This is a genomic window from Sphingomonas crocodyli (assembly GCF_004005865.1).
Taxonomy (GTDB): domain Bacteria; phylum Pseudomonadota; class Alphaproteobacteria; order Sphingomonadales; family Sphingomonadaceae; genus Rhizorhabdus; species Rhizorhabdus crocodyli.
This window is the reverse complement of sequence record NZ_SACN01000002.1, coordinates 40736-66785: the sequence shown is the minus strand read 5'-3', so window position 1 is coordinate 66785 and position 26050 is coordinate 40736. Positions and strand designations below refer to the sequence as shown.

24 protein-coding genes are annotated in these 26050 nt (G+C 66.6%); 13 read left to right on the top strand and 11 right to left on the bottom strand.

The genetic code is table 11. The features are described from left to right. The first annotated feature begins 17 nt into the window (after positions 1–17). Entirely contained in the window at positions 18–716 is a 699-nt protein-coding gene (locus EOD43_RS14875) for a Crp/Fnr family transcriptional regulator (protein WP_127744838.1), read from the top strand. 48 nt (positions 717–764) lie between these two features. Here the strand turns inward: EOD43_RS14875 and EOD43_RS14870 are convergent, their stop codons facing one another. Together EOD43_RS14870 and EOD43_RS14865 are read right to left on the bottom strand one after the other, a co-directional pair. After that, positions 765–1181 (bottom strand): hypothetical protein, encoded by a 417-nt coding sequence (locus EOD43_RS14870; RefSeq protein WP_127744837.1) that lies wholly within the window; start codon positions 1179–1181, stop codon positions 765–767. 64 nt (positions 1182–1245) lie between these two features. After that, complete coding sequence (locus EOD43_RS14865) at positions 1246–1707, bottom strand: GFA family protein (RefSeq protein WP_127744836.1); 462 nt, start codon at positions 1705–1707, stop codon at positions 1246–1248. 48 nt (positions 1708–1755) lie between these two features. Between EOD43_RS14865 and EOD43_RS14860 the strand changes: the two genes are divergently transcribed. Beyond that, a complete protein-coding gene (locus tag EOD43_RS14860) occupies positions 1756–2202 on the top strand; it encodes an EF-hand domain-containing protein (protein ID WP_127744835.1) in 447 nt (148 codons plus the stop codon). Here the strand turns inward: EOD43_RS14860 and EOD43_RS14855 are convergent, their stop codons facing one another. Then, on the bottom strand, positions 2203–2631 hold the full coding sequence (locus EOD43_RS14855; protein WP_127744834.1) for an acyl-CoA thioesterase: 429 nt from the start codon (positions 2629–2631) through the stop codon (positions 2203–2205). A gap of 124 nt (positions 2632–2755) precedes the next feature. On the opposite strand from EOD43_RS14855, the gene EOD43_RS14850 reads away from it, so the two are divergent. From EOD43_RS14850 to EOD43_RS14835, 4 genes are all read left to right on the top strand, one after another. After that, positions 2756–3583 (top strand): Type 1 glutamine amidotransferase-like domain-containing protein, encoded by an 828-nt coding sequence (locus tag EOD43_RS14850; RefSeq protein ID WP_164857250.1) that lies wholly within the window; start codon positions 2756–2758, stop codon positions 3581–3583. Between the two features lie 80 nt (positions 3584–3663). Continuing rightward, a complete protein-coding gene (locus EOD43_RS14845; RefSeq protein ID WP_127744832.1) occupies positions 3664–5118 on the top strand; it encodes a tetratricopeptide repeat protein in 1455 nt (484 codons plus the stop codon). A gap of 81 nt (positions 5119–5199) precedes the next feature. Next, a complete protein-coding gene (locus EOD43_RS14840; RefSeq protein ID WP_127744831.1) occupies positions 5200–6036 on the top strand; it encodes a DUF3667 domain-containing protein in 837 nt (278 codons plus the stop codon). A gap of 32 nt (positions 6037–6068) precedes the next feature. Continuing rightward, the gene (locus tag EOD43_RS14835; RefSeq protein WP_164857249.1) at positions 6069–7673 is read left to right on the top strand and encodes a TPM domain-containing protein; all 1605 of its coding nucleotides are present in this window, start codon (positions 6069–6071) and stop codon (positions 7671–7673) included. On the opposite strand, the gene EOD43_RS14830 is transcribed toward EOD43_RS14835, so the two are convergent. The 3 genes from EOD43_RS14830 to prfB all read right to left on the bottom strand — a co-directional run bounded on the left by EOD43_RS14830 (position 7670) and on the right by prfB (position 10603). Next, positions 7670–8530: an ankyrin repeat domain-containing protein gene (locus EOD43_RS14830; protein WP_127744829.1), complete on the bottom strand. Its 861-nt coding sequence runs from the start codon at positions 8528–8530 to the stop codon at positions 7670–7672. The two genes, EOD43_RS14835 and EOD43_RS14830, sit on opposite strands and share 4 nt — an antisense overlap. Further along, a complete protein-coding gene (locus tag EOD43_RS14825; protein WP_476712814.1) occupies positions 8530–9393 on the bottom strand; it encodes a Tle-like phospholipase domain-containing protein in 864 nt (287 codons plus the stop codon). The genes EOD43_RS14830 and EOD43_RS14825 overlap by 1 nt, the downstream gene beginning before the upstream one ends. A gap of 82 nt (positions 9394–9475) precedes the next feature. Next, a complete protein-coding gene (gene prfB, locus EOD43_RS14820) occupies positions 9476–10603 on the bottom strand; it encodes a peptide chain release factor 2 (RefSeq protein WP_127744827.1) in 1128 nt (375 codons plus the stop codon). A gap of 119 nt (positions 10604–10722) precedes the next feature. On the opposite strand from prfB, the gene EOD43_RS14815 reads away from it, so the two are divergent. Next, positions 10723–11208: a hypothetical protein gene (locus EOD43_RS14815; protein ID WP_127744826.1), complete on the top strand. Its 486-nt coding sequence runs from the start codon at positions 10723–10725 to the stop codon at positions 11206–11208. Positions 11209–11297: 89 nt separating this feature from the next. Here EOD43_RS14815 and EOD43_RS14810 read toward each other — a convergent pair whose 3' ends face one another. From EOD43_RS14810 to EOD43_RS14795, 4 genes are all read right to left on the bottom strand, one after another. Beyond that, on the bottom strand, positions 11298–13772 hold the full coding sequence (locus tag EOD43_RS14810) for a penicillin-binding protein 1A (RefSeq protein WP_127744825.1): 2475 nt from the start codon (positions 13770–13772) through the stop codon (positions 11298–11300). Positions 13773–13811: 39 nt separating this feature from the next. Further along, positions 13812–14576, bottom strand: a complete 765-nt coding sequence (locus EOD43_RS14805; RefSeq protein ID WP_240653254.1) for a DsbA family protein — start codon at positions 14574–14576, stop codon at positions 13812–13814. Continuing rightward, positions 14573–15952 (bottom strand): M48 family metalloprotease, encoded by a 1380-nt coding sequence (locus tag EOD43_RS14800; RefSeq protein ID WP_127744824.1) that lies wholly within the window; start codon positions 15950–15952, stop codon positions 14573–14575. The genes EOD43_RS14805 and EOD43_RS14800 overlap by 4 nt, the downstream gene beginning before the upstream one ends. Positions 15953–16036: 84 nt before the next feature. Next, positions 16037–18670, bottom strand: a complete 2634-nt coding sequence (locus EOD43_RS14795; RefSeq protein WP_206363567.1) for an Rne/Rng family ribonuclease — start codon at positions 18668–18670, stop codon at positions 16037–16039. A 530-nt stretch (positions 18671–19200) separates the two neighbouring features. On the opposite strand from EOD43_RS14795, the gene EOD43_RS14790 reads away from it, so the two are divergent. The 6 genes from EOD43_RS14790 (at position 19201) to EOD43_RS14765 (ending at position 25237) form a co-directional block, all read left to right on the top strand. Beyond that, the gene (locus EOD43_RS14790; protein ID WP_240653253.1) at positions 19201–20358 is read left to right on the top strand and encodes an N-acetylmuramoyl-L-alanine amidase; all 1158 of its coding nucleotides are present in this window, start codon (positions 19201–19203) and stop codon (positions 20356–20358) included. 134 nt (positions 20359–20492) lie between these two features. After that, the gene (locus tag EOD43_RS14785; RefSeq protein ID WP_127744822.1) at positions 20493–20708 is read left to right on the top strand and encodes a DUF5818 domain-containing protein; all 216 of its coding nucleotides are present in this window, start codon (positions 20493–20495) and stop codon (positions 20706–20708) included. Between the two features lie 167 nt (positions 20709–20875). Beyond that, on the top strand, positions 20876–22681 hold the full coding sequence (locus tag EOD43_RS14780) for an ABCB family ABC transporter ATP-binding protein/permease (protein ID WP_127744821.1): 1806 nt from the start codon (positions 20876–20878) through the stop codon (positions 22679–22681). Positions 22682–22753: 72 nt separating this feature from the next. Beyond that, entirely contained in the window at positions 22754–22999 is a 246-nt protein-coding gene (locus EOD43_RS14775; RefSeq protein WP_127744820.1) for a hypothetical protein, read from the top strand. A gap of 41 nt (positions 23000–23040) precedes the next feature. Then, a complete protein-coding gene (recQ, locus tag EOD43_RS14770; RefSeq protein WP_127744819.1) occupies positions 23041–24807 on the top strand; it encodes a DNA helicase RecQ in 1767 nt (588 codons plus the stop codon). Between the two features lie 13 nt (positions 24808–24820). Then, positions 24821–25237 carry a protein tyrosine phosphatase family protein gene (locus tag EOD43_RS14765; protein WP_127744818.1) on the top strand — a complete coding sequence of 139 codons (417 nt, stop codon included), beginning with the start codon at positions 24821–24823 and terminating at the stop codon, positions 25235–25237. A 57-nt stretch (positions 25238–25294) separates the two neighbouring features. On the opposite strand, the gene EOD43_RS14760 is transcribed toward EOD43_RS14765, so the two are convergent. Continuing rightward, positions 25295–25990, bottom strand: a complete 696-nt coding sequence (locus EOD43_RS14760; RefSeq protein WP_127744817.1) for an endonuclease/exonuclease/phosphatase family protein — start codon at positions 25988–25990, stop codon at positions 25295–25297. Positions 25991–26050: the final 60 nt, after the last annotated feature.

Genomic DNA, 26050 nt, shown 5'->3' with positions numbered 1-26050 from the left:
AAATCATCGGAGTGCCCATGTCGTCCGCCGCCCCCGTCCGTTGCGAAGGTTGCCCCGTCCGCGATCAGGCGGTGTGCGCCGCGCTGACCGATGAGGAGCGGGCGGCGCTCGCGCGGATCGGCGTGACGCGCGAGTTTGCGCGCGGGGAGACGATCTTCGCCGCCGGCGACGATAGCGTGGCGTGCGCGACCTTGATCTCGGGCGCCGCCAAGCTGTCGGGGATCGATGCCGAGGGGACCGAGCGGATCGTCGCGATCGTCCACCCTTCGGGTTTTCTGGGGCAATTGTTCGCGGCCCAGGTCGATCATCATGCCGTGGCGCTGACCGACAGCCGGCTGTGCCTGTTCCCGCGCGGCGGGTTCGAAGCGGTGATGGCCGAACATCCCGCACTGCTGCGCTCGATCCTCGATCGCACGCTGGTCGATCTGGCCGAGACGCGGTCGCTGGTCGATCTGATCGGGCGGCGATCGTCGCGCGGGCGGGTGGCCGGGCTGATCCTGCTGTTCGCGCGGGCGGCGTCGGATGCGCCGTGCCACAGTTCGCTCGCCTTCGATCTGCCGCTGACGCGCGGAGAAATGGCGGCCCTGCTGGGCCTCACGATCGAAACGGTCAGTCGGCAGCTCGGCCAGCTGGAAAGCGACGGGCTGATCGCCCGGATGGGGCCACGTGGCCTGATCGTAAGAGATCCCGCCGGGCTGGAAACCGCGGCGGGATAAGGTTAGCGGCACCGGTCAGAGGAGAGGTTACCGGCGCCGCTAGAGGATTCAGATCGTCAGCTTGATGATCAGGATCGCGGCGCTCCACGCGACGATCAGGATCGGCAGCACCATCACCTGCGCGATCGCCTCGCGGCCCTTCAGCCGGCCTGTGGCGCAGACGATGCCTTCGTGCATGAACTCGTCCCAGCTCTGATGCCGGCCCGGCGCGCGCGGGGCGATCTTCGCCCACATGCCGGGGACCAGAAACGCCATCGCGATGAAGGTGCCGAAGATCGCGAAGGGGATGAACAGCTCCGCATTCATGAAGGCCGCGCCCATGAAGCCGAGAAAGGCGAAATAGGCCCCAAAGGTCGCGACGTGGAGCACGGGCGGGAGATCGAAGGTCCGCGGTGCGTGTTGCCCGCTGTGGCGAGCGACATGGGCGGCGGCGTGAAGCTGTGCCTGGGTCAGATGCCTGGTCATCGAAGGTCTCCTGAACTGATGATTCGGTTCTAGGAGAGTCGCGGCGACCGCGCTTTGACGGGCGTCAAAGCCCCCGCGTGGCGCGATATTCGCCGATCAAAGCCTGATACTGGTCCATCGGCGGGAAGCGTTCGAAGCTTTTGGTCGCCCCCGTTTCGGCCCACGGCAATTTCTCCGCCGTCTGCGTTTCCGCCCACGGCGCGAACCAGCCGGCATCGTCGAGCAGGGTCGCGCGGACGTTGACGAAGCCCAGGTCGCCGCGCGGCCGGGTGAAGACCCAGCTCTTGCACCAGTCGCAATGATGATGATCGGCCTGATCGCCGTGCATCCCGCCGACCACCGTTTCCCCGCCGATCAGTTCGAACCCGCTGTCGGGCATGATGAGCGTGGTCGAAAAGGCGCTGGCGGTCATGCGCTGACAACCGCGGCAATGGCACACAGTCTCCATCCACGGCGCCTCGGTCAGGCGGAAGCGAACCCGGCCGCAGCAGCAGCCGCCTTCGATCGGGAATGTCGGCATTGCCATCATCGTCTCCTTTCGTAAGCTGAACGCCTGCTAGGGGGATTGGGGCCGATGTGGAAGTTCCTGGGCGGCGTTATCGCCGCGATGCTCGTGATGGGCGGCGGGCTGCTGATCTGGCAGGGCATGGGCGATCGCCCGCATGTCGCCGCGTCCGCTCCCTCGGCTTCCGCCGCCAACGCCGCCGAGCCGCTCGCCACCCCGCCCGCCGCCGATGAGGCGACCAAGGAGGAGCGCCGCTTCAACCGATATGACAAGGATCGCGACGGGAAGATCGGCGCGGACGAATATCTCGCTAGCCGCCACAAGGCCTATGCGAAGCTCGACACCAATGGCGACGGCCGGTTGAGCTTCGAGGAATGGGCGATCAAGACGACCACCAAGTTCGCGGGCGCCGATGCCGACAAATCGGGCACGCTCGACGCCGCCGAATTCGCGACCACCAAGGTCGTCCGCAAGACGCGGGCGCCGGCGCCCTGCAAACCCGACGCGGACGACTGATCAGGCGATCAGCGCGGCCTCCAGCTTCGCGCGCACGGCATCGGGAAACGGCGTCGGCCGCCCGTTCAGCATCGCGACCAGCATCACCTCGGCAAAGGCGGTGAGTTCGCCGCCCTGCTCCGCCGTTTGACCGAGCAGGAAGGAGGACCGGCCAATCTCGAGCACGCCGGTGCGGATATGGAGCGGCTCCCACGCCATCTCGCCCGCAAACTCCAGCTGCACCCCGGCGACCACTGCCGTCCCGCCGATGGCGATCAGATCGGCGAGCAGATGCTGCCGGTTGAAGCGTGCGCGCGCCTCTTCGAAGATCACAGCGACCGCGACATTGTTCACATGCGCCTGGATATCGAGATCGTCGAAGCGGACGGGAATCTCGATCTCATTGGGGAAAACACGTCCGATCAACCGGCTTCGATCCAGACGCTGCATGTCACTCTCCCCCTTCTTATTCCCGCCCGCCGTAGCATCGCGCGATCACCCAGGTCGACCCATTGTGCAGCGCAACGAAACGCGCCAATTTGTTTCCCGACAGGAAACAAAAGGGGACGCATATATGACCGAGCCGACCGACATCAGCCGCCGTGCCTTCGTGGGCGGGACCGCCGTCGCTGCGGCTGCCGCGACGATCGCCACCGCCGCGCAGGGCGCCGCCCCACCCCCGGCACCCGCGGGCCAGAAGGTGCCGACCATCTTCGCGAGCGGCGGCGGCTTCTTCCCGCAGGCGTGGGAGACATCTTTGATGCCCGAATATCTGCTGGGCCTGAGCGGATCGAAGCGCCCCAAGATCTGCTGGCTTGGCCCCGCGTCGGGCGAGAGCGCCGCCAATTTCGAGACGTTCGCGCGCGGCATGGAAACCCATCCGTGCGAGGTGCGCCACTTCAACATCTACCAGCCCGAAACGCTCGATTTCGCCAATTATCTGATGGGCATGGACATCGTCTTCGTCGGCGGCGGATCGACCCGCAACATGATGACCTTGTGGCGCGACTGGGGCTTCGACAAGGCGCTCAAGACCGCGTGGGAGGCGGGTGTGGTGATGTCGGGCGGCAGCGCGGGGCTGATCTGCTGGTTCCAGTCGGGCCTGACCGACAGCTTCCCCAAGGTACTGGCGCCGGTGGGCGGCCTGGGCTTCCTGCCTGGATCGACCAACCCGCATTACAACGTCCGCCCCGATCGCATCTCGCAATATCGCAAGTTCATCGCCGACGGATCGATCGACAGCCCCGGCATCGCGCTCGAAAACGATGCGGCGGTCCTCTATCGCGGCACCGAGATGGTCGAGATCGTCTCCACCCGCAAAGCGGCCAAGGCCTTCCGCCTGACGCGCACTGCAACCGGATTTGAGGAAGTGCCGCTGCCGGTCCGATATCTGGGTGTCTGACGCGCCGGTGCGATCGGTGCGGCATCGGGATTGATGAAATCTCGATTGCGAATGTTTCGCAATGGCAACAATGATGCGCCATGTCGCACCTCGCCCGATTCATCGCCCTGCTTTGCCTGATCGCGCCCGCGACACTGCAGGCGCGCTGGATCGAGGCGCGATCGCCCAACTTCATCGTCTATAGCGACGGTGGTGAGGGCGATCTGCGCAAGTCGGTGGCGCTGCTCGAAAATTACGATCAGATCCTGCGCACGCTGACGGGCACGATCGCGCCGCCATCGCGCGCGCCGCTCAAGGTCTATCTGGTCAAATCGCCGAAGGATCTTGCGATCGTCGAGCCGGTGCCGCCGGGCGTGCTCGGCTTCTATCGTGCGCGCGTCGGCGGCACGGCGGCCTTCGCGGTGCGCAGCGGCCAGCCGGGGCTGGGCGGTGAGCAGGTGCTGCTGCACGAATATGCCCACCATTTCACCGCACGTTACTATCCGGCCTACTATCCCGGCTGGTTCAACGAAGGCTTCGCCGAATATGTGATGACGGCGAAGGCCGACGGCGATCGGATCGAGATCGGCCGCTACAATCCGGGGCGCGCGGCCGATCTGCTGCGCGGGACGTGGCTGCCGGTCGACCGCATCCTTTCCGGAAAATGCTGCACGAACCGCGCGGAAATGGCGCAATTCTACGCCGAAAGCTGGCTGATCGTGCATTATCTGTTCGCCGACGAGGGGCGTCGCGCGGCGTTGACACGCTATCTGGCCGACCTGCAGCGCGAAGTGCCCGAAGCAGAGGCGTTCAAGGCCGCGTTCGGCATCGATCATGACGCCTTCGAAGCCCATCTGAAGCGCTACATGACGGCCGGCATCCCCTATGGCGCGATGCCGCGTCCGGTCGGGCCGCAGGCGGCAATCACGATCCGCACGCTGCCGCAATCGGCCGACGATCTGCTGCTGCCCCATGCCGCGCTTATGATCGGGGTGGTCCCGTCGGCGCGCGAGCCCGCGCTCGTCGCCGCGATCCGCAAGGCCGCCGCACTTTATCCCGACGATCCCTATGCAAGGCGCGTTCTGGGCCGCGCCGAGATTGCCGGGGGCGACAAGGCGACGGGCATGGCGATCATCGATCAGTTGCTCGCCGCCGATCCCGAAAATGCCGAACTGCTCTATATTCGCGGCACGGTCGATTTCTATGCGGGGCGCAAGGACGATGCTCGCCGCGCCGAACTCTATGCGGCGGCCAATCCCTGGTTCAAACGCGCCGCCGCCGCCGACCCGGCCTATTACACCGCCGTCTATCGGCTGGCGCAGACAAGCTTGTCGCCCGCCGGGCAGGTCGCCGACGCGACGGTCGACCAGCTTTTAAGCGCGCACGAACTCGCCCCATTGGTCGGCGACATCGCGATCGACGCGGCGGCCGCGCTCTATGCCAAGGGGCGGAAAGCCGAGGCGGAGATCGCACTCGTGCCGATCGCGACCAACCCGCACAACGGCAATGCCGAACGCGCGCGACAGCTGCTGCAACAGGTCCGCGCCGCCAAATAGCGGCCGCCTTCCGCCTGCCCGGTGAAACCCCGCGCCGTCTGCGGTGTTTTCCTGAAAGGAAAGCGCAGACGAGGAGCGGCAATGCTGATCTTCCGCCGGGCGGTCGACATGGTGTTCGAGACCAAGGAGAGTCCGCGCGCGCAGATTCCCGATGGCCCCGTCGACCCCGCCTGGTTCGGTGCCACAACCTGCCTCAATTGCGGTGCCGCGATCGACACGCCCTTTTGCGGGCAGTGCGGGCAGAAGGCGGCGGCGCGCTTCGCGTGGCGCGATATCGGGCGTGAGGGGTGGGATCGGGTCCGCTGGTTCGAGTTTCAGCTGACCCGCACGTTGCGCCATCTCGTCACCGGCCCCGGCCGGGTGGCGCGCGAATATGTGATGGGCCGGCGGACCGCGTATATGCACCCGCTCAAACTGCTGGTGGCGTTGGTCGCCGCGCTCGTCCTGATGCTCGCCATCAACAAATATTTCGGCGTCTATGCCTTTCGCGACACCGATGTCGATCGGATGGCCGCGCGGGTGATGGCCTATGCCAACTGGTCCTTTTCGATCGGCATCTTCGCGATCTTTTTCGGATCATGGATCGGCCTCTACGGGCGGCTCGGCTATAACTGGATCGAGCATGCGGTGCTGGCGATCTACGTCCAGTGCCTGATCCTGGCTGTCATCATCGCCAATATGCTGCCGACCCTGATCTGGCGCGATGCGGGCTTCGTCCTGGCGCACAAGGCCGCGTCGCAGGCGTACATGCCGATCGTGAAGTTGGGCATCGTCGCGATCGCCTATCGCCAGTTCTTCCTGATCGATCTGCGGCGCGAATGGCTGCGTTGGCTGATCGCCTGCCTGATCTACGCCGCTTTAGCGTGGGGGCTGCTGCGCCTCTACGCGATGGCGATCCTGTGGCTCGTGACCCGATAATCACCCCCCCAATCATACCAAGGAGTGGCCTGATGCGACGGACCTGGATGCTCTCGACGGCCTCGGCCGCACTTCTGCTGGCAGGCTGCGATTCCAAGGATGCCGAGACCGCCGCGCAGATTACCGGCGGCGACAGGGTCGAAGCGATCGCCTCCACGCTCCAGGCCTGTTCCTATGATGGCGAGCCGGTGAACGCCGCGCCCGCATCGCTCAACGGCAATGCCCCCGCCGACTGTTCGATGTCGGTGAAACGGATCATGGGCTTTACCGGCCTGCCCGCCAACTTCGTCGTCGTATCCGGCCCGGTGCCGAACGCGGCGGCGGTGATCATGCTCGATCAGAACCGGATTTCCCGCCGCGTGATCGCCTTCAACCCCAATTTCATGGCGATGGCACAGCAGACGGCGAAGGGCAGCCAGTGGGGGCCGATGAGCATCATGGCGCACGAAATCGCGCACCATCTGTCCGGCCACACGATCGTCCCCGGCGGCAGCCGGCCCGAGATCGAGCTGGAGGCCGACAAGTTCAGCGGCTTCGTGCTGCAGAAGATGGGCGCGCCGATCGACGCCGCGACCCAGATGATCCTGGCGATGGGCACCAACCACGGCACGCCGACCCATCCCGACAAGCAATCCCGCGCCGATGCGATCCGGCAAGGCTGGAACGAGGCGAAGGCGCAAGGTGGCGGCGCGTCTCCGCCCGCTGCCCAGCCCGCAGTAACGCCCCCCACGGCGCCACCCGCCGTCGTGGTGCCGGCGGCCGCGACCGCGCCGATCGTTCTGCCAAAGCCCGGATCGATCCCGTTCAAATATGGCCGCTTCGTCGTCGACGAGACGGGCAAGCTCGATCCCGCGCGCGTAAAGCCGATGGAGGACAAGCTCCGCGCGCTGGCGAAGGATGCCGGGGTCGAGATGACCTTCCTGGTCGTCAACGATCTGAAGGGCATGTCGGCCGACGATTATGCCTGGGCGATGATGCGGCAGTTGCGCATCGGCAAGCTCGACGTCGGCAATGGCGCGGTCGTCGTGGTCGCCCCGCGCCAGAAGCAGGCGGCGGTCGCTTATGGCCCCGGTCTCGCCAAGGAGGCCGAATTCTCCGATCCCAAGAAGCAGTTGCTCAGCTGGATCGACAATGGCTGGCGCTATTGCGACGATGCCGATGGCTGCAAGACGTGGACCGACAGCCTGTTCTCGGTCTTCAACGGCACCTTGTTCAATGCCGAACGGACCAAGTGGACGATCCAATATCCCACGCTCGGCGCGCTGATGGACCATTATAAGGCGGTCAACGACGATCGGATGAAGACCAAGCGGCCGTTCGATCCCAAGACCGATCAGCCGCTGGGCAATCTGATCCGGATCAGCGGCAAGATCACCAGCCTGTCGCCACCCACCGGCATCGGGCAGGTCAATCCGAAGCTGATCGGCGGCCCGCTCGGCTACACCGCGGTCAGCATGACGACCGACGACGGGCATGACGTGATCCTCTACGTCTCCCCCCGCCTCGCCCCGCTGATGCCATCGGGCAAGATCAAGGATGGCAGCCGCTACACCGCCGTCGGCCGGCTCAACAGCACCGGCGACAAGGCGAGCGGACAGGCATCGAGCCTCTGGCTGTTCAGCTATGACGAGATTTAGGGCTTAAGCCCGGCCGGCGGCCAGGCGCCGTCGCGGACCATCGCGGACACCTGCTTGGGATCGGGCGGCGGCCACGGCGCGCCCTTGCGCTGGAGCTTGGCGATCAGACGCTGACGCGCAGCCTCCTCGGCAGGTGAACCGATCCGCAACGGCTCCCAGATGCCCCGCGCGGGGATCGCGCCGCCCGCGCTGACCGCCCAGGGATCGCCACCATGCGCGATCAGCGCCTCGGCCACCTGCATCGAATCGGCGTCCACCACCGTCTGCAGCACGGTAATATCCGCCCCATCGCGGGCATTGGGATCGGCGCCGTGGCGCAGCAGCAGGTTTGCGGCATCGACATCTTCATGTTCGGCCGCCGTCACCAGCGGAGGAACGCGGGGACTGCCCTTCCCGCCATTCGCATCGGCGCCCGCCGCCAGCAGCTTTTCGGCCAGATCGTGCGCGCGGGTGGCGATGGCCAAGGTCAGCGCATCGCCCTGAATGGCGGGCGGCACCTTCAGCGCCAGCAAAGTATCGAGCATCGATCCGTCGCAGCGCGCCACCGCGAAGGTCAACAGGTCGCCAAACTGCCCATCGGGTGCGAAATCGGGATAGGCGACCGGGGGCACATGGGTCGATGCGAGTTGCGGATCGCGCGTCAGGCGGCGGCGAACATCGTCGGCATCGCCCGCGAAGATGGCGGCGGCGAGATCGCGCCCCGCCTGCCCGTTCGTAACCGCGCCCAACACCTTGCGCTCGTCAGGCAACTGCACATTGGTCTCCGGATGGCAGGCCCGGCCGGGGGCGCAGGCCGTGGCGAGGAACATCGTGCCGACTATGATCGCGCCGGCCCTGCCGATCCATCCGACGATCATCAATGCGGCAGGCTGTTGAGCACCCAGTCCATCCCATGCTTGTCGACCGGATTGTGGCGTTCGACCCAGTTCTTGTCGTCGGGCGCCTGCGCGTCAAGCCCGTGACGCACGCCATAAGCCGGCGGCGCATCGGCCAGCAGCGCGCCCGGAATGCCGCCCAGCACGAAGCCCGCGACCCGATCGCCGCCATCCTGCGCACCCGACAGCACTTCGCCGCGCACGAACCAGGCGTCGACACGCGGCCGCGATCCGCCCGCATCACCCCGGATCGCGGCCGCCTGTTCGATCGTCTTGTCGCTGAGGCCCGCCGCGTTGAACGTGTCGGCCGGCCGACCCGCCGCCAGCGCCGCCGCCGAAGCCAGCCCGCCGCCCAGCGAGTGGCCGGTGAAGTCGACCTTGCCGGCCAGATCCGATCGCCCGATCCGCTCGCCAATCTCCAGCGCCTGTCGATAATGGACCGAATCCATGCCCACGCCCTGGCGCAGGTTCGTCACCCAATCGCCCGCGCTCTGCGATCCGCGAAAAGCGATCGTGTAAGTGGGGTTGTCCGCCGTCCCGCCGACATAGACCCGCGCCCGGAAATCGCCGCGCGCGAGCATGGCGGGATCGAGGCCCAGTTCCTTCAGCTCCGCCGTGCTGGCCGTGCGATAGCCGGCCGGCGGGCTTGCCCGGTCATTATAGACGTCCTGCGCCATCAGCGCGTGTGCGCGCAGTTCGGCATTGCTGCTGGAGGCGGGTTCGGGCCGTGCGGCGGGCGCGATCGTCGCGGGTTCGGCGGGCCGCGAAAGTTCGCGCGTCGCGGCGACGCCATCGAACACGCCCGGCGATCGAAAGGCGGCTGCGCCTATGCCCGAAACCTGCATCACCGATCATCCCGCATCCCAAGGTGATGCGCTTATCGGCCTTTGCGGCGATCCGGTCTGTAGTCGGATCGCCTAGGTCGGATCAGTCCACATCCTCGACATCGACCTTCTCGCCCGTCACGCGCTGCGAAAGGGCGGCGGCCATGAACTTGTCGAGATCGCCGTCGAGCACGTCGGACGGCGCGGTGGAGGTGACGCCGGTGCGCAGGTCCTTCACCATCTGATAGGGCTGCAGGACGTAGGACCGGATCTGGTGGCCCCAGCCGATCTCGGTCTTGGCGGCATAGCCCGCCATCGCCTCGGCCTCGCGCTTCTGCAATTCCTGTTCGTAGAGGCGCGCTTTCAGCTGCTTCATCGCCTCGGCCTTGTTCTTGTGCTGCGAACGCTGGTTCTGGCAGGCGACGATGATGCCGGTCGGAACGTGCGTGATGCGCACCGCCGAATCGGTGGTGTTGACGTGCTGACCACCCGCGCCCGACGATCGATAGGTGTCGATCTTCAGATCCTTTTCCAGCACCTCGATATCGATATCGTCGTCGACCTCCGGATAGACCCAGACCGACGCGAAGCTGGTGTGGCGGCGCGCGGCCGAATCGTAGGGCGAGATGCGGACGAGGCGGTGAACCCCGCTCTCGGTCTTGGCATAGCCATAGGCATTCTCGCCCTTGACCAGCAGGGTCGCGGACTTGATGCCCGCCTGCTCGCCCGCATGGTAATCGACCAGTTCGACCTTGAGGCCGCGGCGCTCGGCCCAGCGCGAATACATGCGCTGGAGCATGCCGGCCCAGTCCTGGCTCTCGGTGCCGCCGGCGCCGGCATTGACCTCAATATAGCTGTTGTTGCCGTCGGCTTCGCCCGCGAGCAATGCCGAAATCTTGTCCTTCTCCGCACGTTCGGCCAGCGCCGCCAGCGCCTTGACGCCGTCGTCGACCAGGCCGTCATCGCCTTCGGCTTCGGCCATGTCCATCAGCTCGACCGTGTCGTCGCGCTCGGTTTCGATCGATTTGACCGCGGTGACCGCCTCGTCGAGCCGGCGACGCTCGCGCATCACTTCCTGCGCGGCCTTGGCGTCATCCCACAGCTTGGGATCCTCGACGCGGTTGTTGAGTTCGTCGAGGCGGCGGAGCGCACGATCCCAGTCGAGGAAACGGCGCACGAGCGCCATCGCCTGGTTGATCTGATCGACATGGGCTTGCGCTTCGGCGCGCATATTCTGGTCTCCGGGCGTGTAGCCGGCCTGTCTGCCGGGAAAGGCGCCTAGATAGAGATTTCGCAGGCCCGCGCCAGCCCCCTCCTTGACGGAAGGTGTGCCGGCTATAGCGTGGGACCATGTCGCGCCGTGCGCCCCTGCTGGCCTTGATCCTGCTATCGGCCTGTTCGCCGCAACGGACGCCGCCGCCGCGCGAGATGTTCGATGGCGTGCCGATCGCCGGCAAGCTGGCCGACGCGCACAAGGCCGGCTTCACCGCGTGCATCGCCGACAATGTGTCGATGCGATGCCGCCGCTCCAATCTGATGATGCTGGGCCAGGGGCCATATAGCGCCGCGATCGATCTGGTCGGCAGCGATGGCGGCGGCGGCTTCGATCGGCTGACGATCTGGCACGATCGCGATCAGAATGCGGTGCTCTCGGTCGGCGAGGTGCTGAAACAGCATGGCTGGCACAGCTGCCTGAAAGGATCGGGCGGGCGCGGCGAGGTGGAGGATTATACCCGCCCCGGATCGCCGGTGCGCGTCTCGATCGAGATCAGCTATTGGGGCAAGCGCCCGCTGCACATCATCAAGGAAGCGGGCGTGGCGAAGCCGGTCTGTTGAATCGGTCATCCCGGCGGAGGCCGGGATCTCAGCGAAGAGGGCGCGCGCAAGTCTCCTGAGATCCCGGCCTCCGCCGGGATGACGGAAATCTAGTAAATCCCACCCTGCCCTTCGAGGAACTCGCTGTCGCTGGTGGCGCGCGCCGTCGCCTTCTTGTCGGCGGCGATTTCTTCGCGGCGGATCGTGCGGCGCGGTTCGCTTTCGGGCTTGAAGGCTTCCCAGATCACCGACGAATAATAGCTGTTGTCGGGCCACGCGCCGAAGACGCGGCGGCCGGACTTGCGATCGATGCGGATCATGCGGATGCCGGCGGGCGCCTGGAACGGCACGACCGGCATGTCCTTCATCGCCTTCGCCGCGAAGGAGCGGAAGATCGGCGCCGCGATGGTGCCGCCCTGCGCATAGCCGCCCATCGAACGCGGATTGTCGTAGCCCATGTAGAGCCCGCCCACCATGTCGGCGGAGCCACCGACGAACCAGACGTTGGTCGGGCCGTTCGACGTGCCCGTCTTGCCGAAGATCGGGCGGCCGAGATCGCGCAGCGCGGTCGCGGTGCCGCGCTGGACGACGCCTTCCATGATGTGGAGCATCTGGTACGCGGTCATCGCGTCGATCACCTGCTTCTGCCGGATCGGCGGGCGCGGCATCGCCTTCCCGTTCCAGCGCGGCATGTTGCAGCCTTCGCAGACGCGCTTGTCCGCGCGCCAGATCAGCTTGCCGTTGCGATCCTGCACATAGTCGATCAGCGTCGGTTGCAGCGCGCGCCCCTGATTGGCGAACATCGAATAGGCGTTGACCATCTTGATCACGGTGGTCTCGCCCGCACCCAGCGCATAGGCCAGATATGGCGGATATTTGCCCACGCCCATCACGTCGGCGGTGTGAATCACCTTGTCCATGCCGATCTGGCTGGCGGTGCGCACCGTCATCAGGTTGCGCGATTGTTCGACACCCCAGCGCATCGTCTGCTGCCCGGCATTGGCGCCCGAGAAATTCTTGAAGCATTTCTGCCCCAGCCGCGCCGACTGGAACACGCAGAACGGTCCGTCGATGATGATCGACGCGGGCGTCATCCCGTTGTCGAGTGCTGCGGCATAGACGAAGGGCTTGAAGGTCGATCCCGGCTGCCGCTCCGCCTGGGTCGCGCGGTTGAACGAGCTGCCGCGCGCATCCCAGCCGCCCTGCATCGCGAGCACCTGGCCCGTATGCGGGTTCTCAATCACCATGCCGCCCGAGATGCGCGGGATGCTCTTGAGCGTGTAATTCTCGCCATCGCCCTTCACGACGATGACGTCGCCGGGCTTCAGGAAATCGAAGGCGCGGCCGCCGACCCCGGCCTTGGGCATCGTCGCGCCCCAACTGGGAAGCGTGCCCTTGCTGCCATCCTCGAACCCGATTTCGGCGGTGGAGCCCGATCGCGACAGCACCACGGCGGGCTTCCAGCTGGAATAGCCCGCACCGATATTGGCGTTGGAAAGCGCGCGCGGCCAATCGTCGCCCGACACGTCGATCTTGGCCAGCCGCCCGTTCCAGCCGCGCCCCGCCTCGAACCGCGACAGGCCGTCGCGCAGCGCATTTTCCGCCGCGTCCTGCACCGTGCCGCTATACGACGTGCGCACCCACAGCCCGCCCGCATAGACGCTGTTCGCGCCATCATCGGCATTCTCGCCGAAGCGGTCGATCAGCTGGCGGCGCACCTCCTCCATATAATAGCCGGTGACGCTGGGCTTGAGCGCGTAGCGGGGCACGATGCCCAAAGGCGCGTTCGCCGCCTCGGTATGTTGCGCGGCGGTGATGAAGCCGTTTTCCTCCATCTGGCGCAGCACATAATTGCGCCGATCGAGCGCGCGTTCGGCGTGCCGCTCGACCGTATAATTGGACGGCGCCTTCGGCAGGATCGCGAGATAGGCGATTTCGGGCAGCGTGAGGTCGGCGACGTCCTTCGCGAAATAGGCGCGCGAGGCGGACTGCACGCCATAAGCGTTCCGGCCGAGGAATATCTGGTTGAGGTAGATTTCGAGGATCTGCTGCTTGGTCAGCGCGCCTTCGATGCGGAAGGCGAGGATCGCTTCGCGCACCTTGCGCGCGATCGAATAATCGTCGCCGACGATCAGGTTCTTCGCCACCTGCTGCGTGATCGTGGAACCGCCCTTGGCGCGCCGGCCCGAACCCAGCTTGGTGGTGTAATCCCAGACCGCGCCCGCAAGCCCGCCGAAATCGACGCCCGGATGGCTGAAGAAGGTCTTGTCCTCCGCCGACAGGAAAGCGTGGACGAGCATCGGGGGAAACTCGTCATAATTGAGCTGCACGCGCCGCTCGCGTGAGAAATCGGCGATCGGCTCGCCATCCACGTCGCGGACATTGGTGGGCAGAGGCGTCTGATAGGCGAGCAGCGCATCGGCCGTCGGCAGCCCGCGCGCGAACAGGAACCAGATCGCGATCCAGCCGATCAGCGCGGTCCACAGCAGATAGCCGGTCCAGCGCCAGGTGCGGAATCCCCACAGGAAACGCACCTGATCGCGCCACGCGGGCAACGGATTGCGGAGGAACGACAGGCGGCTCACGGCTCAGGCTCTAGCGAGTGGCGATGACGCTGGAAAGGGTCAGCTCTTGCGCGCCTTGGCGACGGCGGCCTTGAGCGCGTCATAACCGACCGCGCCCTTCAGCACCTGTCCGCCGATCACGAAGGTGGGCGTCGCGATGCCGCTGTCGTCGATCTCACCGGCGAGCGCGAGATTATTGCGGATTTCGCTGGCGACCGCGGCACTCGCCATGTCGGTGCGCGCGCGGGCGAGATCGACGCCGCTGGCCTTCAACGCGTCGGTCACGCGCCCTTCGTCGGGGCGGCCCGCCGCGAACATGCGGCTGTGGAAGTCGCGATATTTGCCCTGAAGGGCGGCGGCGAGCGCGCCGCGCGCGGCCACGTCGCTGCCCGGCCCCAGGATCGGGATCTCGCGCCAGACGAACTTCACGTCCTTATTGTCGGCGATCAGCCGCGTGACGTCGGCCATGCTCGCGCGGCAATAACCGCAGGCATAATCGCTGAACATCGCGACGACGATCTTGCCGTCCTCCGCCCCCGCCCAGGCTCCGGCGAACGGCTTTTCGAGCGCGGCCTTGTTGCGGGCATAGGCATCGGCCGACTGCTTGTCGCGCAGCCGCTCGATCGCTTCCGGAATGATCTCGGGATGGGCGAGGATATACTCGCGCACCACCGCCTCGATCGCCGCCTTGTCGCGCGCGGGCAGGGAGGCGGCGGGGTTGCTCGACGGGGCGAGCGTGGCGGCGACCGCGATCGAGGCGGCAAGGCCGGCCGATGCGGCGAAGATGGTCCAGCGGTGTCGTTTTAGCATTTCGAAATCGATCAACGCCGTTTCCTGTCCTGGGCCGCCGATCGCGCGGAGAGCGCGATATCTTCCGCCCGGATATAATCGGATGTGCCGCGCGGGATACCCTGCATCGCGGCTTCGGCGCTCGATTGCGCGAGCCGTTCCTGCCCGATCAGCGCATAACGCTCGGCGGTGGCGAGCCGCGCGCGCGGTTCGTCGCCCAGCCCCGCATAGACGCTGCCGAGCGTGTACCAGGCGAAGGGATTTTCCCGATCACGCGCGACCGACACCTTGAGCACGTCGCGCGCTTCCTTGAGATTTTCGCGATCCTCGGTCGCAAGCAAGGCGTGGCCGAGCAGCGCGGAGATCATCGGCGCGTTGCGCGATCCGGCGACCGCCTGCCTGAGCGGCGCCAGCGCCTCCTTGGGCTTGCCCGATTCGAGCAAGATCTGCCCCTTGAGTTCGAGGAAATAGGGATCGTCGGGTTTCGCCGCGACCAGCTTGTTCGCTTCCTCGACCGCCTTGTCGGGATAGGCGCCGCGATGCCACGCATAAGCCCGCGCATAATGGGCGTAGATGCTCTGATCCTTCTCGGGATATTTGCGCAGCGCCGTCGTCGGATCGTCCATATAGCCGATCAGCTTGGCCTTCACGCGCTTGAAGCGTTCCTCCAGCGCGGGATCGGTCGCCTTGTTATAGGCCGCCGACCGCATGATATCGCCGCGCAGATTTTCCTCGCGATCGCCTGACATCGGGTGGGTCTGCATGAAGGGATCGATATCTGCGTAGGTCGAGGCGTAGCGGAACTCCTCCTTGCGCAGCTTCTGGAAGAAGCTGAGCATGCCTTTGCCCGAAATGCCGGCCTTTTCGAGGAAACCCGAACCGGCGGCGTCCGCGCTCGATTCCTGCGTGCGCGAGAAGGCGAGATATTTGCCGAGCGCCGCCTGCTGCCCGGCCATCATCGCCGCCATGCCGGCATCGCCCGCGCCCGCCGCCATCGCGGCCGCGCCGACCAGCAGCGAAAGCAGGGTGATCCCCGTCGCCGCCTTCGCGCCCTCGGCGCCGCGGATGACATGGCCGCCGGTGATGTGGCCCAGTTCGTGCGCGATGACGCCCTGGACTTCGTTGGTGGTGTCGGCGGCCTCCAGCAGGCCGCTATGGATATAGACGACCTGCCCGCCCGCGACGAAGGCGTTGATCGATTTGTCGCCGATCAGGACGACGTCGACATTGGAAGGCTGCAGCCCCGCCGCCGCGATGATCGGCGTCGAAATGTCCTTGAGCCAGGCCTCGGTCTCCGTATCGCGCAAGATGCTCTGCGCGGCGACCGGCTGGGTCGCGAGGCCCAGCGAGACGAGGGTGGCCACGGCAAAACGGGCGATCGGCTTGCGCCAGGCGAACGAGAACAGCCCCATGCTACGCCCTTTCACCCATAGGCCGTGAACAGGCGATGAAGCGGCGGCCGGGCGCGCCAAAGCTGCCCGGCCGCGCGATCATCGTCAGGCGCCGAAGGTCCGCTGCCACCAGCCGCGACGCGGCGGCCCATCGGTCGCTTCCTCGGCAGCCGGATCGGCCGGAGCCTCTGCGGCGGGAGCAGGCTCGGCCGCGACTTCGGGCACCGCCGGAGCTTCCGCCTCGACCGGCGCTTCGTCCTTGGCGGCCGCCTTGCGACGGGTGCGCTTCGGCTTGGCCGGGGCTTCTTCCGCAGCCGGGGCGGCTTCGACCACCGGGACCGACGGTTCGGCGATCTCGACCGGCGCCTCATCCTTGGCGGCCGCCTTGCGACGGGTACGCTTCGGCTTGGCCGGGGCCTCCTCGGCTACCGGCTCGGCAGGCGTTTCGGCGACGACCGGCTCGGGAGCGGCTTCGACGGGCGCCTCGACAGCCGGTTCGGCGGTCTTGCGGGCGCGGGGGCGACGGCGGCCCTTGGGCGCAGCCTCCTCCTCGACGGGCGCAGGCGCCTCGACGGCTTCGACAGCCTCGGGTTCGGCCGCAACCGGCTCGGCCTCGGCGGCTTCGCCAGCTTCCTCGCCGTCGGCCTCGACCGCAGCGTCACCATTGCCGTTGCCACGGCGGCGACCGCGACGACCGCGACGGCGGCGACCACGACGCTCGCCACCCTCTTCGCCCTCGGCGGCGGGGGCGGCATCTTCGCCTTCCTCGCCCTCTTCGGCGCCTTCGCCGGCTTCGGCCTCGACGGCCTCACCGTTCGATTCCTGATCGCGGCGGCCGCCACGACGGCGACGACGACGACGGTTGCGGCCACGGCCTTCGCGATCGCGACCTTCCTCGCGATCGCCAGCCTCGCCGGCTTCCTCCTCATCCTCTTCGTCGATCTCGTCCTCGATGATCTCCTCGTCATCATCTTCGTCGATGATGAGCGGCAGAGCGGGCATCTTCGGCGCGTGGCTCGGCGGCGGGCCGCCGGCCTCGACCGTCATGCGCGCGCCTTCCAGCGTGCCGTCCGACAGGATTTCAATCAGGACGCCATAGCGATCCTCGATCTCGCTGATCTCGGCGCGCTTGCGGTTGAGGACGTAGAGCGCCGCTTCCTGGCTGGCGCGCAGCAGCAGGCGTGAACCGCGGCCGCGGGCGGCCTCGTCTTCCAGCATGCGGAGAGCCGAAAGGCCCGCCGACGATGCGGTGCGGACCAGGCCGGTGCCTTCGCAATGCGGGCACTGGCGGGTCGATGCCTCGAGCACGCCGGTGCGCAGGCGCTGACGGCTCATTTCGAACAGGCCGAAGCTGGAGATGCGCCCCACCTGGATGCGGGCGCGATCGTTCTTCAGCGCCTCCTTCATCGCCTTTTCGACCTTACGGACGTTGGAGCCATGCTCCATGTCGATGAAGTCGATGACGACGAGCCCGGCCATGTCGCGCAGGCGCAGCTGACGCGCGATTTCGTGCGCGGCTTCCAGATTGGTCGCGGTCGCGGTCTGCTCGATATTATGTTCGCGGGTCGACCGGCCCGAGTTGATGTCGATCGACACCAGCGCCTCGGTCGGGTTGATCACCAGATAGCCGCCCGACTTGAGCTGGACCAGCGGCTGATACATCGCCGCCAGCTGATCCTCGACACCGAACCGCTGGAAAAGCGGCACCGCATCGGCATAGGCCACCATCTTCTTGGTGTGGCTGGGCATCAGCAGCTTCATGAAGGCGCGGGCCTGACGATAGCCCTCCTCGCCCTCGACGATCACCTCGTCGATATCCTTGTTGTAGATATCGCGGATCGCGCGCTTGATCAGGTCGCTGTCGCCATAGATGAGCGCGGGCGCGCTCGACCCCAGCGTATTCTCGCGGATCTCGTCCCACAGGCGCGCCAGATAATCGAAGTCGCGCTTGATCTCCGCCTTGGTGCGCTGGAGGCCCGCGGTGCGGACGATGCAGCCCATCGTGCGCGGCAGGTTCATCTCCGCCATGATCGACTTCAGGCGCTTGCGGTCGGCAGCGTTCGAGATTTTGCGCGAAATGCCGCCGCCATGCGACGTGTTGGGCATCAGCACGCAATAACGGCCGGCGAGCGACAAATAGGTGGTCAGCGCCGCACCCTTATTGCCGCGCTCTTCCTTCACGACCTGAACCAGCAGCACCTGACGGCGGCGGATCACGTCCTGAATCTTGTAGCGGCGGCGCAGGTTCATGCGCTTCTGGCGCAGATTCTCCACGGCATCGTCGCTGCCGCCGGTCGACTGCGGCTTGGGCGCGGGACGATCTTCCTCGTCGTCGCCCAGATCCTCGCGCGTTTCCGCGCCGCCATCGTCCTCGTAACGTTCGATGTCGTCTTCGGAGACGTCGTCCTCGTCTTCCTCCTCGCGGGCGCGCAGCGCCTCTTCCTCGGCGGCGTGCTCGGCCTCTTCACGCAGAAGGGCTTCGCGATCCTCCTTGGGGATCTGATAATAATCCGGGTGGATTTCGCTGAAAGCGAGGAAGCCGTGGCGGTTGCCGCCATAATCGACGAAGGCCGCCTGCAGCGACGGCTCAACGCGCGTTACCTTGGCGAGATAGATATTCCCCTTGAGCTGCTTCCTTTCAGCAGACTCAAAGTCAAATTCCTCGATGCGGTTCCCCTTGACGACGGCCACGCGGGTTTCCTCCCGGTGGCGCGCGTCGATCAGCATGCGGGTTGTCATTTAATGGTCTCCAGGCGCGCGGGCCGGCAAGGCCGCCCGTCGGCGCACGATGTTCAGAAAAAAGTGAGGCAATGCGCGCGCTTGCCGGTTCGGCAGCCTGCGGCATCGCGGTGGCGTGAAAGTCACTTGCAGCCGTCGCGGGGTCATTTCCGACGCGGTGCGCCGGAATGAAGGCCTCGCCCCACGCGCCGACGCTGTCGCGTCGGTCGTGGTGGTAAGGCGAAAAATAACCCATGCGATCGTCAACCTATTGTGCGGACTACCGGAACGGCATCCGCCACGGGCCGACCGGGATAGCGTGCCGCGCTTGTCTTTGCGGCGTCCCGGGATCGGACAAACTGTGCTAGCACCCGATCCCAACGCCCGCAACCCACAGCAGACTCTGGACAAAGATGGGTCCGAAAGGGTTAAAGGACAAGCGGACCCCAGCAAGAAGGGGCCGGGTTGCAGGGCGGATGGTGTCGAAATCTAGGGTCTCGCTCGTTCGGCTGCTTATCGGTCTTGCCGCACTGTTGCTTGGCGCGCCGGCTATGGCGGGCGCAATCATCACCGGTGTCGACATCGCGACCACGCAGGTGATCGTGCGCTTCGACAAGCCGGTCGCCACCGCATCCGCCTTCGTCCTGAACGGGCCACAGCGTATCGCCGTCGATCTGCCGAACACGCGGATGGGCCGCATCCAGGCGTCGGGCGGGCTGATCGCATCGACCCGCCACGGCCAGTATGATCCCACCACCGCGCGGATCGTGTTCGAGCTGAAGGAACCGGCGGTCGTCAGCGGCGCCGATTTCTCGCCCGATCATCAGACGCTGACGATCAGCCTGAAGACGGTGTCCGAAAACCTCTTCGCCAAGGCTGTACGCAAAGGCCGCCAATTGTTCGGCATCGCGCCGGGCGCGCAGGCCAAGGCGCCCAGCCAGCCGGGCGGCATCACCGTTCCGCTCGATCCGCCCAAGCCCCTCCCCGTTCCCACCGTGTCCGGCGCGAAGGGCAGCAACCGTCCGCTGGTCGTGATCGATGCGGGCCACGGCGGCCACGATCCCGGCTCCTCCTCCTCGGACGGATCGAAGCAGGAGAAGGACGTTGCCCTCGCCATCGCCAAGGCGATCCGCGACGAACTGACCGCGTCGGGCCGCGTGCGCGTGGCGCTCACCCGCTCGGACGACCGTTTCCTGGTGCTCGGCGAACGGCGCGAGATCGCGCGCCGCCTTAAGGCCGATCTGTTCATCTCGGTCCATTGCGACAGCGCGCCCAATGCGGCGGCGCGCGGTGCGAGCATCTACACCCTGTCCGAAGTCGCGTCGGATCGCGTCGCGGCGCAGCTCGCGGCCAAGGAAAACCGCGCCGACATCCTCAACGGCGTCGATCTGGGCGGCGAGAATAACGAGGTCTCCTCGATCCTGATCGACCTCGCCCAGCGCGAGACGATGAACATCTCCTCGGTCTTCGCCAATCTGCTGGCGCGCGAAATGTCCGAAGGCGTGAAGATGAAGGACAATCCGCACAAGTTCGCGGGCCTGATCGTCCTCAAGGCGCCCGACGTTCCCTCGGTCCTGCTCGAAACCGGCTATATTTCGAATGACGAGGATCTGAAGCTGCTGCTCTCCTCCGGCTATCGCAAGGCGGTGGCCGAAGGCGTGCGCAAGGCTGTCGAAATCCACTTCGCCCGCCGCCTGACCGGGCAGTAGAACGCCCCGGCGTTGCACCGCCGCAACAGTCCCCGAGTTTCGGCCCCGGCCGGCTTGTCAGCAGGTTCACCCCGAGTCATCCTCCTTTCTCAGGAGGGGATGGCGCTGAGGGCGAAAAGCCTGGGAGCTATCCGATGATGGACCGGACGATATCGCAGTGCCGTGAGACGGGCCGGCTGATCCTGCAGGATAGCTGCTACGCGCTCCATTGCGCCAACGGCCGCCGCATGTGGCTGGAAATGGACCGCATCCCGCTCCACCTCGTCGAGCAGGAAGTTTCGGTCGAAGGCGAACGCTACGGCCGCAACCTCATCGCCGTCCACACGATCACCCCGCTCAGCCGCAGCTGATCTTTTCCAGCTCCTCCCCGATACGGGGAGGTGGCGCCGAAGGCGACGGAGGGGGTTCGCCACAAGCGCCGCACCCAGCCTCCCGCCCCCTCCACCGCTTCGCGGTCCCCCTCCCCGTTCCGGGGAGGAGCTAGTCTAAGCCGCCGCACCACCCTATCTAAGGCGCAATGCCACCCGAACGCCCCGATCAGCCCAACCCCGAAAAGGGTTTCGCGACCCTCCGCCGCTTTCTTCCCTATCTCTGGCCTGCCGATGCGCCGGGGATGAAGGCGCGCGTGGGCATCGCCATGCTGCTCGTCCTCGCGGCCAAGGCGGCGGTGCTGACGATGCCCTTCGCCTATAAGGCCGCGGTCGACCGGATGGCGCCGGGGATGGAGCCGGCCGTCGGCCTCGCGGTCGCTCTGGTCGTCGCTTATGCGGGCGCGCGCTTCGGCGGCGTGCTGTTCGACAATATCCGCAACGCCGTGTTCGAAACGGTGGGGCAAGATGCGGGCCGGCGGCTCGCGGTGCAGGTGTTCCGTCACATCCACGCCTTGTCGCTGCGCTACCACCTCGAACGCCGATCGGGCGCGCTGACCAAGATCGTCGAACGCGGGACCAAGAGCATCGATACGATGCTCTACTTCCTCCTGTTCAACATCGCGCCGACCCTGATCGAACTCGCGGCGGTCTGCGTGATCTTCTACGTCCGCTTCGGGCTGGGTCTCGTGCTGGCGACGCTCGTCTTCGTCGCGGCCTATATCGGCTTCACCCGCACCGTCACCGAATGGCGCACCCGCGTGCGGCGCGAGATGGTCGCACACGATACGCAGGCCAGCGCGCGGGCGATGGACTCGCTGCTCAATTACGAGACGGTCAAATATTTCAGCGCCGAGGATCGCGAGACCGCCAATTACGGCAAGGCCGTCGCCGCCTATGCCAAGGCCGCGACCAAGAACGAACGCTCGCTCGCCATCCTCAATATCGGCCAGTCGCTGATCACCAATCTGATCATGGCCGGCGCGATGGGCTTTACGGTCTGGGGCTGGAGCCGGGGACAGTTCACCACCGGCGACGTCGTCCTGGTCAACACGCTCCTGTCGCAGCTTTTCCGCCCGCTCGATCTGCTCGGCATGGTCTATCGCGAGATCCGCCAGGGCCTGATCGACATGGAGGCGATGTTCGGCCTGGTCGACACCCCCGCCGAGGTGAAGGACGTGCCCCACGCCCCGCCGATCGCCGTCACCGGCGGCGCGGTGCGCTTCGAAAATGTGCGCTTCGCCTATGATCCCGAACGGCAGATTTTGAAGGGCATCGACCTGGACGTGAAGCCGGGCGCGACGCTGGCCGTCGTCGGCCATTCGGGCGCGGGCAAGTCCACCCTCGCGCGCCTGCTCTACCGCTTCTACGACGTGACCGGCGGGCGCATCACGATCGACGGGCAGGATATCGCCGCCGTCAGCCAGACGTCGCTGCGCGCAGCGATCGGCATCGTCCCGCAGGATACGGTGCTGTTCAACGACACGATCGGCTACAATATCGGCTATGGCCGCGAAGGCGCGACGCAGGAGCAGATCGAGGGCGCGGCCAAGGGCGCGGCGATCCACGACTTCATCCTCTCGCTGCCGCAAGGTTACGACACCACAGTCGGCGAACGCGGACTGAAGCTGTCGGGCGGCGAGAAGCAGCGTGTCGCGATCGCGCGCACCCTGCTGAAGGATCCACCGGTCCTGATCCTCGACGAAGCGACCAGCGCGCTCGACAGCCGCACCGAGGCGGGCATCCAGGCGACCCTGCGCGGGGTCGAGGCCGGGCGCACCACGATCGTCATCGCCCACCGCCTCTCCACCATCGTCCACGCCGACGAGATCGTCGTGCTGGACGCCGGCCAGGTGATCGAACGCGGCACCCACGCCGCCCTGCTCGCGCAGAACGGCACCTATGCCGACCTGTGGCGCCGACAGGCGCACGAGCGCGAGCTGGCCGAAGTCTGAGCCGAGCCGCTACCGGGACGGATGACGCGGCGATCGCATCTTCCAAGCGTTGATGCGCGAAGGAGAGAGATCATGGACGCCACGAAAGACTTCATCGCCGACGAAGATGATGCGGACCGCTTCTCGCTTGAACCGGGTCCGGCCATCAAGACGCGCGGATTGAGCGCAGAAGAGAATCGTGGGCGGCGAGCACCGCAAGAGGGCAGCGGCGTCGTGATCGGCAGCGGCGCATCGGCCGGCGGTGGCGGCGGTGCCGAAGATTTCGACAGCGATTCTGCCGGTGGCGACGGCCCACCCCGACCGATCGTCCGCCGTTAACGAGGGTGGCGCGCGCGTGCCGCCGCCGCTAGACGGCGGACATGCCCGCCCCTCTCGAAGCCCTGCGATCGACCTTCGGATATAGCCAGTTCCGGGGCCGGCAGGCGGACGTGATCGATCGGGTGATGGCGGGCGAACACACGCTGGCCGTCATGCCGACGGGCGCGGGCAAGTCGCTCACCTATCAGATCCCCGCGCTCTGCCGCGACGGCACCGGCCTCGTCGTCTCGCCCCTCATCGCGCTAATGCACGATCAGGTGCGGTCGGCCACCGCCGCGGGCATCCGCGCCGCAGCACTTACCAGCGCCGACGACAATCGCGACGAGACGATGGACCGCTTCATCCGCGGCGATCTCGACCTGCTCTATGTCGCGCCCGAACGTGCCTCGACCGAGGGCTTCCGTCGCCTCGTCCAGCGCGCGAAGCTCAGCCTGATCGCAATCGACGAGGCGCATTGCGTGTCCGAATGGGGCCATGACTTTCGCCCCGATTACCGGATGCTGCGCGGCTTTACCGAGATGCTGGGCGACGTCCCCCGCTTGGCCCTCACCGCCACTGCCGACAACCATACCCGCGCCGATATCCTGACCCAGCTGGGCATTCCCGAGGACGGGCTGATCCTCGCCGGCTTCGACCGGTCCAATTTGCGCTACAGCATCACGCCCCGCGACGGGATCGGCCGCCAGCTGGCCGAGGTGCTGGCCGAGAATAAGGGATCGGGCATCGTCTATGCCCCCACTCGCGACGCGACCGAGAAACTGGCGGCGCAACTCGCCACCGCCGGCCGCGCGACCCGTGCCTATCATGCCGGCCTCGACCCCGCCGTGCGCGCCGCCAATCAGAAGGCATTCGTGTCGAGCGAGGATATGGTGATGGTCGCGACCGTCGCCTTCGGCATGGGGATCGACAAGCCCGACGTCCGCTTTGTCGCGCATGCCGGCCTGCCCAAGTCGATAGAGGCTTATTATCAGGAAACCGGTCGTGCGGGCCGCGACGGCGATCCCGCGACCACCCACCTCTTCTGGGGCGCCGAAGATTTTGCCCGTGCCCGCCGCCGCATCGAAACCGACGTCGAAGAGAGCCGCCGCGCAGGCGAGCGCCAGCGGCTGAACGCTATGGCGATGCTGGTCGAGGCGCCCACCTGCCGCCGCGCGATCCTGCTGCGTCACTTCGGTGAGGAGCCGCCCGAACGCTGCGGCAATTGCGACAATTGCCTTGCCCCGCCCTCGTCGGTCGACGCCAGCGTGGTCGCGCAGAAACTGCTCTCCGCCGCCTTCCGTACCGAGATGCGCTACGGCGTCACCCATCTCAGCGACGTTCTGGCGGGCAAGGAAACCGACAAGATACTGGCGGCCGGGCACCACCGCCTCTCCGTATTCGGCATTGCCGACGAGGAAGAGTTGCGGCTGGTGAAGCCGGTCGCGCGCGCTTTGCTCGCGCGCGATGCTTTGCGCGCCGACGATTATGGCGGGCTGAGCTTCGGCCCCGCCGCACGCCCGATCCTGAAGGGCGAGGAAGGGCTGGCGATCGTCCTGCCGCCCAAGCGCGAACGCCGCCGCAAGGACCGCGCGACGGGCCAGGATTATCCGCCCGATCCCCTGTTCGACGCGCTGCGTGCGTTGCGCCGCGATCTGGCGCGGGCGCAGGGTGTACCGCCTTATGTCGTCTTTCTCGACGCGACCCTGCGCGAAATGGCGGGGCTGCGCCCCGAAACGCCGGGTGGCCTCGCGCAGATTTCCGGCGTAAGCGCCAAGAAACTCGACCAATATGGTGACGCCTTCCTGGACGTCATCCGATCGCATAGCTGAGGGAGGACGCTCCATGTTCCGCAAGATCGACGACAGCATCTCGGTGTTCGGCCAGATCCAGCCCGAGGACGTCGCATCGGCGGCCGCGCAGGGCTTCACCACCATCGTCAACAACCGGCCCGAGGAAGAAGAACACGGCCAGCCGGCGGGCGACGCCATCAAGGCCGCCGCGAAGGAAGCGGGCCTCGCCTACGTCGCGATCCCGATCACCCATGCCGGTTTCTCGATCCCGCAGGTCGATGCGATGCGCAAGGTGATGGCCGAAGCGACCGGCCCGGTCCTCGCCTTCTGCCGTTCGGGTACGCGATCGACCCTGCTGTGGGCGCTGGCGTCGGCCGCCGAGGGCGGCGATGCCGACGAGATCGCCCGCAAGGCCGCAGCGGCCGGCTATGATGTCTCGCCCGTGCGGCCGTTCATGGCGCCGCGCTGATCCCAACCGGCAAAAGTTTCCTATAGGAAACTTTCAGCATCTCCCGTGAAGGGGAGATCAGGGCAACGTCACCCGCGCCCAGATCGGCAGGTGATCGCTCGCCAGCCGCGCGCGATCCGAGACGTGGACCCCGCACGAAACGACGTGGATGTCGTTGCTGGTGACGATCCGGTCGAGGCAGCCGATCGGGCGGCGGCTGTGGAAACTGCGCCCTGTCGCCGCCACTCGGTGATCGACCATGAAGTCGCGGATGCAGCCGCCGTGGAGCGACCATTCGTTGAGGTCGCCCATCAGCACCGTCGGCATGTGATGCCGGCGCCCCTTCACATGCGCGATGATCGCGCGCACCTGCCGCCGCCGCCACAGGCCCGACAGATCGAGGTGCATGCCCACCACGCGCAACTCGCGCCCGCCGACGCGCAGTTCGGCGAGGACGGCGCCACGCGGCTCGAGCGTCGGCAGATGGATCGGCTCGAAATCGAGGATATCGACCGGCTTCTTCACCAAGATCGCATTGCCGTGCCAGCCGAGGCCACCGGGTCGGATATCGAACGGCACCGGGCGATACTCGCCATGCGCCGCGATCAGTTCGGGCGGCAACGCGCTCTGCCGCGCGCCGAAGCGGCGATCGGCCTCCTGCAGCGCCACGACATCGGCGTGAACCTCATGCAGCACATCGAGCACGCGTTGCGGCTGGCGCCGCCGGTCGGTGCCCAGCCCTTTGCGGATATTGTAGCTCGCGACGGTAATCATGATCCCGCCTTAAACAAAAAAAGGGCCGGTAGGTTGCCCCACCGGCCCGAGTGCGTTCGC